The 11,496-nt window shown below is 69.6% G+C and carries 14 protein-coding genes; all 14 read right to left on the minus strand.

Annotated features, from left to right (window positions below):
• Positions 1-501 carry a 6,7-dimethyl-8-ribityllumazine synthase gene (ribE, locus tag D7X74_RS16015; RefSeq protein ID WP_120533836.1) on the minus strand — a complete coding sequence of 167 codons (501 nt, stop codon included), beginning with the start codon at positions 499-501 and terminating at the stop codon, positions 1-3.
• A gap of 83 nt (positions 502-584) precedes the next feature.
• The gene (locus D7X74_RS16020) at positions 585-1,247 is read right to left on the minus strand and encodes a riboflavin synthase (RefSeq protein WP_120533837.1); all 663 of its coding nucleotides are present in this window, start codon (positions 1,245-1,247) and stop codon (positions 585-587) included.
• Between the two features lie 41 nt (positions 1,248-1,288).
• Complete coding sequence (ribD, locus tag D7X74_RS16025) at positions 1,289-2,452, minus strand: bifunctional diaminohydroxyphosphoribosylaminopyrimidine deaminase/5-amino-6-(5-phosphoribosylamino)uracil reductase RibD (RefSeq protein ID WP_120533838.1); 1,164 nt, start codon at positions 2,450-2,452, stop codon at positions 1,289-1,291.
• A gap of 10 nt (positions 2,453-2,462) precedes the next feature.
• Positions 2,463-2,966 carry a transcriptional regulator NrdR gene (nrdR, locus tag D7X74_RS16030; RefSeq protein WP_120533839.1) on the minus strand — a complete coding sequence of 168 codons (504 nt, stop codon included), beginning with the start codon at positions 2,964-2,966 and terminating at the stop codon, positions 2,463-2,465.
• A 9-nt stretch (positions 2,967-2,975) separates the two neighbouring features.
• A complete protein-coding gene (gene glyA / locus D7X74_RS16035) occupies positions 2,976-4,232 on the minus strand; it encodes a serine hydroxymethyltransferase (protein WP_120533840.1) in 1,257 nt (418 codons plus the stop codon).
• Positions 4,233-4,286: 54 nt separating this feature from the next.
• A complete protein-coding gene (gene rpiB, locus D7X74_RS16040) occupies positions 4,287-4,733 on the minus strand; it encodes a ribose 5-phosphate isomerase B (RefSeq protein WP_120533841.1) in 447 nt (148 codons plus the stop codon).
• A 97-nt stretch (positions 4,734-4,830) separates the two neighbouring features.
• Positions 4,831-6,087 (minus strand): beta-ketoacyl-ACP synthase II, encoded by a 1,257-nt coding sequence (fabF, locus tag D7X74_RS16045; RefSeq protein WP_120533842.1) that lies wholly within the window; start codon positions 6,085-6,087, stop codon positions 4,831-4,833.
• Positions 6,088-6,176: 89 nt separating this feature from the next.
• Positions 6,177-6,425: an acyl carrier protein gene (gene acpP, locus D7X74_RS16050; protein ID WP_120533843.1), complete on the minus strand. Its 249-nt coding sequence runs from the start codon at positions 6,423-6,425 to the stop codon at positions 6,177-6,179.
• Positions 6,426-6,528: 103 nt separating this feature from the next.
• Complete coding sequence (gene fabG / locus D7X74_RS16055) at positions 6,529-7,278, minus strand: 3-oxoacyl-[acyl-carrier-protein] reductase (protein ID WP_120533844.1); 750 nt, start codon at positions 7,276-7,278, stop codon at positions 6,529-6,531.
• A complete protein-coding gene (fabD, locus tag D7X74_RS16060; RefSeq protein WP_120533845.1) occupies positions 7,275-8,213 on the minus strand; it encodes an ACP S-malonyltransferase in 939 nt (312 codons plus the stop codon). Before fabD ends, fabG begins: the two co-directional genes overlap by 4 nt.
• 28 nt (positions 8,214-8,241) lie before the next feature.
• A complete protein-coding gene (locus tag D7X74_RS16065; RefSeq protein ID WP_120533846.1) occupies positions 8,242-9,249 on the minus strand; it encodes a beta-ketoacyl-ACP synthase III in 1,008 nt (335 codons plus the stop codon).
• A gap of 54 nt (positions 9,250-9,303) precedes the next feature.
• Positions 9,304-10,365, minus strand: coding sequence for a phosphate acyltransferase PlsX (gene plsX / locus D7X74_RS16070; protein ID WP_120533850.1), 1,062 nt, complete (start codon positions 10,363-10,365; stop codon positions 9,304-9,306).
• A gap of 20 nt (positions 10,366-10,385) precedes the next feature.
• A complete protein-coding gene (gene rpmF / locus D7X74_RS16075; protein ID WP_120533847.1) occupies positions 10,386-10,574 on the minus strand; it encodes a 50S ribosomal protein L32 in 189 nt (62 codons plus the stop codon).
• Between the two features lie 58 nt (positions 10,575-10,632).
• Positions 10,633-11,232, minus strand: a complete 600-nt coding sequence (locus D7X74_RS16080; RefSeq protein WP_120533848.1) for a DUF177 domain-containing protein — start codon at positions 11,230-11,232, stop codon at positions 10,633-10,635.
• Positions 11,233-11,496: the final 264 nt, after the last annotated feature.

Below are 11,496 nucleotides of genomic sequence, written 5' to 3' on the forward strand. Positions count from 1 at the left end.
TCAGCCCTTCCGTTCGGCGGCGGTCATCCGCGCGAAGAGGTTGACCATCTCGATGCAGGCCACCGCGGCCTCCGCGCCCTTGTTGCCCGCCTTCACGCCCGCACGGTCGATGGCCTGCTCCACGGTATCGCACGTGAGGACGCCAAACGTCACCGCCGCGGGCTTCGGGCCCGCCGCCGCGCTGAACGCCACCGAACCCACGCCCTTGGCGCACTCGCCCGCCACGTAGTCGAAGTGGGGGGTGCCGCCGCGAATCACCGCGCCCAGGATGACGAGGCCCGCGTACTGGCCGCCTTCCGCCACGCGCCGGGTGAGGCCGGGCAGCTCATACGTGCCGGGGCAGCGGTACACGTCGATGGCGTCGTCCTTCACGCCATGGCGCACCAGCGTGTCCACGGCGCCCTTCAGCAGCTCCTCCGTGATGAAGCTGTTGAACCGGGACACGCAGATGGCGAACCGGCCCTGGGGGGGGAGGAAATCCCCTTCGAAATAGCGAGGCATGGCGCGCTCCTTACACCACCCCGCCCCCCGGCGTCTGCACGGGGTTTGCCGCACCGCGCCTGCCCCGGAATCCGGGGTCTTCCCTACCCGCGCGGGGTGAAGCCCGCCGCCCGGACGACGGCCTCCGTCAGGCCCGGGCCCTGGCCCGCCTCCGGGGCCCCCCTGAGGGCGAACAGCCGGGCCACGTACTTGCCGATGAGGTCGCCCTCCAGGTTCACCTGCGCCCCGGGGCCCTTGCCGTGCAGGGTGGTGCGCTCCTGCGTCTCCGGAATCAGCTGCACCCGGAAGCGGTCCGCCTCCACCGCGTTCACCGTGAGGCTGATGCCGTCAATCGTCACCGAGCCCTTGTCGATGAAGCAGGGCGCCAGCTCCGGGGGCAGCCGGAACACCATCACCCACGAGCCGCCCTCCGCGAACGTCTCCAGCACCTCGCTGACGGCGTCCACGTGGCCCGACACCAGGTGCCCTCCCAGCCGGTCCCCCAGCGCCAGGGCCCGCTCCAGGTTCACCTTGTCCCCCGAGCGCCGGGCGCCCAGGGTGGTGCGCCGCAGCGTCTCCGGCGCGGCCTGCACGCGGAAGGTGTCCCCGCCCTTCTCCACCACCGTGAGGCACGCGCCATCCACGGCGATGGACTCCCCCAGCGCGAACGCCTCCGCGCCCAGCGAGGTGCGAATCCACACGTCGGTCATCGCCCCGGGGGTGATGCGGGTGATGGTGCCAGTGTCCTGGATGAGGCCGGTGAACATGGCCGGATTTTATAACGGAAGCGCGGGCGGGGCGCTGGCCTTCAGAGCAGGGCGCGCAGGAGGACGTCGTCGCCCACCTTCTCCACCTTCAGGTCCTTCACCGCCAGGGCCTGGGCCATGTCCTTCACGCCCAGCTCGCCTGCCCACGACAGCCCGCCAGCCCCCACCAGCTTCGGGGCGAGGAACAGGTCGAGCGAGTCCGCGAGGCGCTCGCGGATCAGCGTGCCGTACAGGCCCGCGCCGCCCTCCACCAGCACGTGGTTGAGCCCCTCCTTCGCGATGCGGCGCAGCACCGCCTTCAGGTCCACGCGGTCCTGCTTCGCTCTCACGTGCCAGACCTCCACGCCCTGGGAGAGGAAGCGCCGCGCCTTGCGTCCTTCCGGGTCCTCCAGCGTGGCGATGATGGTGCGCGCCGGACTGCGCTGGGTGAAGACGGTGTGCGTGGGGGACAGCTTGAGGTGCGAGTCCACCACCACGCGCACCGGGTCCTTGCCCCCGCCCCCGGGCAGCCGGGTGGTGAGCCGGGGGTCGTCCAGCCGGACGGTGTTGGCGCCCACGAGGATGGCATCCACCTGGTCGCGCAGCTTGTGCACCCAGGCGAGCGCGGCCTCTCCCGTCACCCAGCGCGAGCTTCCGTTGGGCGCGGCCAGCTTCCCGTCCAGCGTCGCCGCCGCCTTGAGCGTCACCCACGGCAGGCCCGTGCGCATGACCTTGAAGAAGGGCCGGTTGAGCGCGTCCGCCTCTTCCTTGAGGACGTGCGTCACCACCGCCACGCCGCCGCGCTTGAGCCGGTTGAGGCCCTTGCCGCTCACCAGCGGGTTGGGGTCCGACGACGCGCTGAACACGCGCCGCACGCCGGCCTCCAGCACCGCGAGGCTGCACGGCGGGGTGCGCCCGTAGTGGTCGCACGGCTCCAGCGTCGTGTAGAGGTCCGCGCCCCGCGCCCTGGAGCCGGCGGCCTCCAGCGCCACCACCTCCGCGTGCGCCGTGCCGGCCTTCTTGTGGTGGCCGCGCGCGATGATGCGCCCGCCCTTCACCAGCACCGCCCCGACGACGGGGTTGGGGCTGGTGCGGCCCAGGCCCTTGGCGGCCTCCTCCAGCGCGATGCGCATGAAGAACTCGGCCACCGCGTGGTCGAAGTCCGCCGCGCGTTTCGCCCGGGGCGTCTTCGCCGCCTGCAACCGTCCCCGCGTGAGCAAGCGCATACCGCCCTTCCTAACCGTCCTTGGGCGGAGTCGAAGGTGGCTTCACCTTGCGCTCGCGCTCCTGGTCCTCGAGCAGATCCTTCAGCTCGTGCATGAACTCGGAGATGTCCCGGAAGCTGCGGTACACGGACGCGAAGCGCACGTATGCCACCTCATCCAGTTGCTGCAGCCGCCGCATCACGTGCTCGCCAATGGAGGACGAGGGCACTTCCTTCTCCCCCATCCCCTGGAGCATCCGCTCGATGTCCTCCACCGTCTCTTCCAACTGGGCGGCGGACACCGGGCGCTTCTCGCAGGCCTTCTTCAGGCCGTTGAGCATCTTCTCCCGATCGAACGCCTCGCGCCGCCCGTCCTTCTTCACGATGAGCGGGTAGAGCTCCTCCACCCGCTCGTACGTGGTGAAGCGGCGCTTGCAGGCCAGGCACTCGCGCCGCCGTCGGATGACGGAGCCCTCATGCGACTCTCGCGAGTCGATGACCTTGTTCTCCGCGTCCTGACAGAAGGGGCAGCGCACGGGGGCGGGTTACTTCAACCGCGAGGCGTACAGCGGGAAGCCCTGGGCCAGGTCCTTCACCTGGCCGCGCACCCGCGCGAGCCCGGCGTCGTCCTGCGCGGAATCCAGCGCCTCTCCAATGAGCTTGCCCACCACCGCCATCTCCTTCTCGCGCATGCCGCGCGTGGTGATGGCCGGCGTGCCCACCCGGACGCCGGAGGTCACCATTGGCTTCTCCGGGTCGAAGGGGATCATGTTCTTGTTCACGGTGATGCCCGCCTTGCCGAGCACCTCCTCCGCGACCTTGCCGGTGAGCTTCTTGGAGCGCAGGTCCACCAGCATCAGGTGGTTGTCCGTGCCGCCCGAGCACAGCCGCAGGCCCGCGGACTTCAGTGCCTCCGCCAGCGCCTGCGCGTTGGCCACAATCTGCTTCTGGTAGGCCTTGAACTCCGGCGTCAGCGCTTCCTTGAAGGCCACCGCCTTGCCCGCGATGGCGTGCATCAGCGGCCCGCCCTGGATGCCGGGGAAGATCTGGCTGTTGATGCTCTTGGCGAAGGCTTCCTTGCTCAGCACCATGCCGCCGCGCGGCCCCCGCAGCGTCTTGTGCGTGGTGGTGGTGACGATTTCCGCGAAGGGCACCGGCGAGGGGTGCACGCCCGCGGCGACGAGGCCCGCGATGTGGGCCATGTCCACCAGCATGGAGGCGCCCACCTTGTCGGCGATCTCCCGGAACTTCGCGAAGTCGAGCGTGCGCGGATAGGCGCTCGCGCCCACCACCAGCACCTTGGGCTTGTGCTCCAGCGCCAGCGCCTCCACCTGGGCGAAGTCGATGGTCTCCGTCTCGCGCGTCAGGCCGTAGTGGACGACCTTGTAGAGCTTGCCGGAGAAGTTGAACGCCGCGCCGTGGGTGAGGTGGCCGCCGGAGTTCAGATCCAACGACAGCATGGTGTCGCCCGTTTTCATGAGGGCCATGAAGGCGCCCATGTTGGCCTGGCTGCCGGAGTGCGCCTGCACGTTCACCGCGTCCGCGCCGAACAGCTCCTTCGCGCGGTTGATGGCCAGCGTCTCCGCCACGTCCACCACCTCGCAGCCGCCGTAGTAGCGCTTGCCGGGGTAGCCTTCGGCGTACTTGTTGGTGAGCACCGAGCCCACCGCCTCCATCACCGCCGGACTGACGAAGTTCTCCGAGGCGATGAGCTCCAGCCCCTCTTCCTGACGCTCGGTCTCCTGCCGGAGCACCTGGGCGATTTCAGGGTCCACCTGGGCCAGCGTGCGGGTGTTCTCCATGGGGTGCCTCCTGGCGACGAACGACGGACAGCGTTGGGGACGACGTCGGGACCTTCAGCGCTGCTGGGCTTCGACGTCGCGAATCTTCTGGACGCGCTTCTCGTGACGGCCGCCCTCGAAGGCGGTGTCGAGGAAGGCCTCGAGGATGCCACGCGCCACGCCGGCGCCGACCACGCGCTGGCCCAGACACAGCACGTTGGCGTCGTTGTGCGCGCGGGTCATCCGCGCTTCGAATTCGGTGGTGCACAGGGCCGCTCGCACGCCCCGGTGCTTGTTGGCCACGATGCTCATCCCGATGCCGGTGCCGCACACCAGCACGCCCAGCGTGCCGGGCTCCGCCACCACCGCCCGCGCCACCTGGGAGGCGAAGTCCGGGTAGTCCACGGAGTCACGGGAGTGGGGGCCCAGGTCGTCGAACGCGGCGCCGCGCTCCTTCAGGAGGGCCACCAGGTCCTGGCGCAGTTCGAGCCCCGCGTGGTCGGAGGCGAGGATGACTTTCACGGCCGGACTCCGAAGCGGCGCCCGCTCGAAGGGCGGGGCCTGGAAGGGAAGGCCCCCGCCCGCCGCCCCGTGCAAGGGAGCAGCGGGCCGGAAGCCATCAGGTGAAGCGCTTGAACACCAGCACCGCGTTGGTGCCACCGAAGCCGAACGAGTTGCTCATGACCGCGTCCACCCGGGCGTCGCGCGCCGTGTTGGGCACGTAGTCCAGGTCGCAGTCGGGGTCCGGCGTCGTCTGGTTGATGGTGGGGGGCAGCGCGTTGTGCGTCAGCACCCGCACGCTCACCACCGCCTCCGCGCCACCGGCCGCGCCGAGCATGTGGCCCGTCATCGACTTGGTGGAGGACACCGCCAGCTTGCGGGCGTGGTCGCCGAACACGGCCTTGAGGGCCTTGCTCTCGTTGGCGTCGTTGAACGGCGTGGAGGTGCCGTGGGCGTTGATGTAGCCCACCTCCTCCGGCCGCATGCCCGCGGACTGGAGGGCCAGCCGCATGCAGCGCGCCGCGCCCTCGCCCTCCGGGGCCGGCTGGGTGACGTGGTACGCGTCGGAGTTGGCGCCGTAGCCCACGACCTCCGCGAGGATGTTGGCGCCGCGCTTCTTCGCGGCCTCCATCTCCTCCAGCACGACGATGCCCGCGCCCTCACCCATGACGAACCCGTCGCGGTCCTTGTCGAACGGACGGCTGGCGCCCGCGGGGTCGTCGTTGCGCGTGGACAGGGCCTTCATCACGGAGAAGCCGCCCATGCCCAGGGGCGTGATGGCCGCTTCCGCGCCGCCAGCGATGGCCGCGTCCGTCTCACCCAGGCGGATGGACTTCCAGGCCTCGCCGATGGCGTGGGCGCTGGTGGCGCACGCGGACACCGGGGCCCAGTTGGGGCCCTTGCAGTTGTAGCGCATGGAGATGAGCCCAGGCGCCATGTTGACGATCATCTGGATGATGAAGAAGGGAGACAGCCGGTCGAACCCCTTCTCCAGCCCCTTGCGGTGCTGCTCCTCCAGGGAAGAGATGCCCCCGATGCCGGAGCCCACGATGACGCCCACGCGCTCCGGGTTGTAGCCATGGGGCGCGTCCGGGCCGATGGGCAGGCCCGACTCCTTCACCGCCATGTCGGCCGCGGCCATCGCGTACTGGGCGAACAGGTCCATCCGGCGCACTTCACGCCGGTCGATGAACTGCTCGGGCTGGAAGTCCTTCACCTCGCCCGCGATGCGCGCGTCGAGCTTCCCCAGTTCAAAACGGGTGATCGTACCGATCCCGGATTGGCCGGCCAGCAGCGCCTGCCAGTTCTTCTCGGTGCCGGTGCCCAGCGCGGAAATCATGCCGGTGCCGGTGATGACGACTCGACGGTTTGACACTTGTCCTCTCCACTGACCGCGGACCGCGATGGGACCGGAGCGCCGGGCAAGCGCGCCCCCCGTGGCCCCGACACTGCTGGATGCCGCGGCTACTTCTTGTGGGTCTTCACGTAGTTGATGGCGTCGCCGACGGTCTTGATGTTCTCCGCCTCGTCGTCGGGGATCTCGACCTCGAACTCCTCTTCCATCGCCATCACCAGCTCAACGATGTCGAGGCTGTCCGCGCCCAGGTCCTCGATGAAGGAGGACTCGGGCTTGATCTCGTCCTCTCCCACGCCGAGCTGGTCGGCGATGATGGACTTGATCTTGGCTTCGACGTTCACGGGGGCAGTCGTCATAAGTGTAAATCCTCCAGCGGCCGGGTAGGGACCCGGCTTGACTCGCGGGCTGTCTTAAGGCCGGCGCGGTATATCCCACGCCCGGCGGCAATCCAACCTTGGCTTACATGTACATGCCGCCGTTGACCTTCAGGACCTCGCCGGTGATGTAGGACGCCGCATCACTCGCCAGGAACACCACGGCCCCGGCGACCTCGTCCGGGTTGCCCAGGCGGGCCAGCGGAATGCCGCCGACCATCTTCTGGCGCAGCTCGTCGTCCAGATGCGACGTCATGTCCGTCGCGATGAAGCCCGGGGACACGGCATTGACCCGGATGTTGCGGCTGGCCAGCTCCTTGGCGACCGACTTGGTCATGCCGATAAGCCCCGCCTTGGCCGCCGAGTAGGCGGACTGACCCGGGTTGCCCATCTCCCCCACCACGGAGGTGATGTTGATGATGGCCCCGCTCTTCTGCTTCATCATCGGGCGGCTGGCGGCGCGGATGAGCGCGAAGGGACCCCGCAGGTTGGCATCCAGCTGCTTGTCCCAGTCCTCATCCTTGACACGCATGACCAGGCCGTCCACCGCCAGGCCCGCGTTGTTCACGAGCACGTCCAGCCGACCGTGCGTCTTGATGACGCCGTCCACGGCGCCGGCGCACGCGGCGGTGTCCAGCAGGTCGAAGCGGATGGCCTCCGCCTTCGCCCCCGCCTGCTGGAGCAGCCCCACGGTCTCCTGGGCGGCGGCCTCGTTGCCCACGTAGCTGATGACGACCGTGGACGCGCCCGCCTTCGCGAAGGCCAGCGCGACCGCCCGGCCGATGCCGCGCGAGCCGCCCGTGACCAGGACCACCTTCTCCTTGAAGCCGCTCATGCTGCCCCCAACGCGGCGAGCACCTTCTCCAGGGTCGCGGCGTTCTCGACGTTGAACGATTCGATGTCCTTGGTGATGCGCTTGATGAGGCCGCCCAGCACCTTGCCCGGCCCCAGCTCCACCACGTGCGTGACGCCGTGGGCCTTCAGCGCCTCCACGCACTCGATCCAGCGCACCGGCGCGCTCACCTGCGCCAGCAGCAGCGGCACCACGCGAGCGGCGTCCGAGTTGGGCGTGGCCTCCACGTTGCTGACCACCGGCACCTGGGGCGCGAGCACGCGCACGCCCGCGAGCACCTGCGCGAGCTTCGGCTTCACCGGATCCATCAGCGCGCAGTGGAAGGGCGCGGAGACGGGCAGCGGCATCACGCGCTTGGCCCCGGCCTCCTTGCACTTGAGGCCCGCGCGCTCCACCGCGGCCTTGTGGCCGGCGATGACGGTCTGCTCGGGCGAGTTGTAGTTGGCGGGCGACACGATCTCACCCTCCGCCGCGGCGTCGCAGGCGGCCTTCACCGCGTCCGGCGCGAGCCCCAGGATGGCCGCCATGGCGCCCACGTCCGCGGGCACCGCCTCCTGCATGAACGTGCCGCGAGCGCGCACCGCCCGCGCCGCGTCGCGCAGGTCCAGGGAGCCCGCGGCCACCAGCGCGGAGTACTCACCCAGCGAGTGCCCGGCGACGAACGCCGGGGCCGGGCCGCGCGTCTTGAACACCGCGTGCACCGCGGCCGACACCGTGAGGATGGCCGGCTGGGTGGTGGCGGTGAGCTTCAGCGCGTCCTCGGGACCCTCGAAGCAGGTGGTGGACAGCTTCTCGTTGAGCGCGTCGTCCACGGCGTCGAAGACGGCGCGCGCTTCGGGGAACTGCTCGTAGAGGTCCTTGCCCATCCCCACGGCCTGGCTGCCCTGCCCGGGAAACACGAACGCGACCTTCGCCATGTTGCGGTCCTTCCTTGTGTCGTCCTGCCTACCAGCGCACCACCGCGCTGCCCCACGCCATGCCCGCGCCAATGGCCATCATCGCGATGACGTCGCCGCGTTTGAGGCGGCCGGCGCGCTGCGCCTCGTCCAGTGACATGGGCAGCGAGGCGGACGACGTGTTGCCGTACTTGTGCAGGTTGAGCCAGCATTTTTCACGCGGGATTTCCAGACGCTGCAGCACGGCTTCCAGGATTCGCAGGTTGGCCTGATGCGCGATGACGTGGTCCACCTGCCCCGGATTCATCCCGTGGGACCCCAACGAAGCCTGGGTGGATTCCACCAGCGCACGCACGGCGAAGCGGAACACCTCCTTCCCGTTCATCTTGAGCTTGTGAAGATTTGCATCCACGTTGTCCGCGGTGACGGGGGTGCGCGAACCCCCTGCGGGGATGCAGAGCATGTCCGCCAGGGAGCCGTCGGTGCGCAGGCAGGTGGAGAGGATGCCGCGGGGCGCCATGGCGTCCGGGCCCTCCTCCGAAGCGGGTCCCGGGCCCAGCACCATCGCGCCCGCGCCGTCCCCGAAGAGGACGCAGGTGTTGCGGTCGCTCCAGTCCACCGCGCGGGTGAGCAGCTCCGCGCCCACGACGAGCGCCCGCTTCACCTGGCCCGAGCGCACGAATTGATCCGCCACGCTCAGGGCATACAGGGCCCCGGCGCACGCGGCGGACACGTCGAAGGCGAACGCGCGCCGCGCGCCCAGCTTCGCCTGCACCAGCGCGGCGCACGACGGCATGGGCATGTCCGGGGTGACGGTGCCCACGACGATGAGGTCCAGGTCTTCCGGAGCCACGCCGGCCATCTGGAGCGCCTGGAGGGACGCCTGCACGGCCAGGTCGCTCGTCGCCTCGTCCGGCGCGGCCTGACGGCGCTCCTGGATGCCGGTGCGCTCGCGGATCCACGCATCCGACGTGTCGACGAGCTGCTCCAGGTCCTGGTTGGTCAGGACGCGCGTGGGAGCATAGGAACCGGTACCGAGGATCTGGGTGCGTGACACGGGGGTTTCTCCGATGGGAAGCGCCGTCGGAGCCCGACACCGGGGCCACGCGCTCTAATCAGGAACCTCTTCCGTCTCCGCCTTCCTTCCCCGCGTGTGGGGAGGAAGCCAGGCAGCGGCATTGGCGATGCAGCGCGTCAGTTCCTCCTGCACCCCCGCGCGCACGTGCTGGAGCGCGGTGACGAGCGCGTTGTGGATGGCGCGAGGGGACGACCGGCCATGCGCGACGATGCCCACCCCCTGGAGTCCCAGGAGCGGGGCGCCGCCGTACTCGGCGTAGTCCATGACGCGGCGCAGGCCCGCGAGCGTGGGCTTGAGGAGCAGCGCTCCCAGCTTCTCCGGCAGGCCGCCGCGCTTCTCGATGGCCTGACGCAGCAGGCCGGTGATGCCCATGCCCACGCCCTCGGACGTCTTGAGGACGATGTTGCCGGTGAAGCCGTCGGTGACAACCACTTCCACGTCCCCGGAGAACAGGTCCTTGCCCTCCACGTAGCCCACGAAGTCCAGGTCCGAGCGCCGCAGGAGCGCGCTGGCGTCCCGCGTCAACTGCGTGCCCTTGGAGGCCTCCTCGCCGTTGGAGAGCACCGCCACGCGGGGGCGCTTCACGCCCAGGCGGGTGCGCAGGTAGGCCTCGCCGAGCACGGCGAACTGGGCCAGGTGCGAGGGGCGGCAGTCCACGTTGGCGCCCGCGTCGAGCAGCAGGCAGCGGCCGCCGCCCTTGAGGGCCGGGAACAGGGCCGCGATGGCCGGACGCTCCACGCCAGGGATGCGGCCCAGCGTCAACATGCCACCGGCCATCACCGCGCCGGAGTTGCCGGCGGAGACCAGGGCGGACGCCTCCCCTTGCCGGACGAGCGCGAAGCCCACCCGGAGCGAGGAGTCCCGCTTGCGTCGGAACGCAGCGGTGGCGGGGTCGTCCATCTCCACCACTTCCGAAGCGTGGTGGAGCTGGACGTTGGCGGGGGCACCGGCGCGCTCCAGGACGGGGCGTACACGCGTGGCGTCCCCGACCAGCACGAGTTCGTGCCCGGGATACGCTCGCGCGAACAGCACGCCCCCTTCCACGACGGCGTCAGGGGCGTGGTCGCCACCCATCGCGTCGAGGACGAGCCGCACCGGCGTCATCCGCCTTTCAACTACTCCGCGGCGGTCGCGATGACTTCACGGCCCCCGTAATTGCCACAGGCCGCGCAGGCGCGGTGCGGCATCACGGGCTCCTTGCACTTGGAGCACTTGATGACCTGCACGGCGATCCGCAGGTTGTTGTTGCCCGCCCGACGACGGTCCCGGCGCATCTTCGACGTCCGCTTCTTGGGAACTCCCACGACTCACCTCGGCTTCGGACCCGTCCCCCCTCGCGACCTGCGAGGGGCATAGGGACCGTCAGTTCAGCTTGATGTTCATCAGCGGCGACAGTCGAGGGTCGGAGACCTTCGGCGTGCAGCCGCACTTCTTTTCATTGAGGTTCTGGCCGCACTGCGCACAGAGCCCCTGGCAGTCTTCACGGCAGACCGCGCTCATCGGCAGGGCGAGCAATACCTGTTCTCGGACGATCGGATCCAGATCGATCGTCTTTCCGTCGAACACCTGCTCATCCGTATCGTTGATGGCGAAGGTGCCGCCGGACTCACCCTGGGCGCGCTCCTTCTTCTCCATGACCTTCTCGTCGTCGTCCTTGAAGTCATCCCCCCGGGCCAGGGACTCGGGCACCAGGTTGATGGTGAAGGACACCGGGAGGGACATCTTCACGTCGGTGATGCAGCGCTTGCAGGGGGCGTTCACGTTGAGCGTGAAGCTGCCCTGCAGCAGCACGCCGCCACTGAGCTTGCGCAGGGAGGCATGGAGCGTGGACGGTTCCGTCGCCTGGAAGCCGGTGTCATGACCCGACGCCGCGCCACCCAGGACGTCCGACAGGAGCCCAAGAGCGATGGGCTCATCGAGCTTCAGCCCCGCATCTTTGATTTGTTCAATCTTTACGAGCATCTACGAGGCGTCCCATCCAAAAGGGCGCGCAACATAGAGGGAGTCCCCCCGTCAGTCAACACGCCGGATTTTCACCACGAGCCCCGGGACGGTGCCAGCGCCCCGGATGGGCGGCGGCCTTCGTCGCGTGGATCCCTTCAACACCGCTCTGGTACGTTTCCTTCTGATGCGCACCCCCGCCCGACGTTGGCGGGGCGCACTCTGCGTCGCGGGACTCGGGCTGACGCTCGCCCTGCCGGCCCAGGCCCGTGCGCCCCTTCCCCC

The sequence above is a fragment of the Corallococcus sp. CA047B genome, assembly GCF_003612065.1.
GTDB classification, from domain to species: domain Bacteria; phylum Myxococcota; class Myxococcia; order Myxococcales; family Myxococcaceae; genus Corallococcus; species Corallococcus praedator.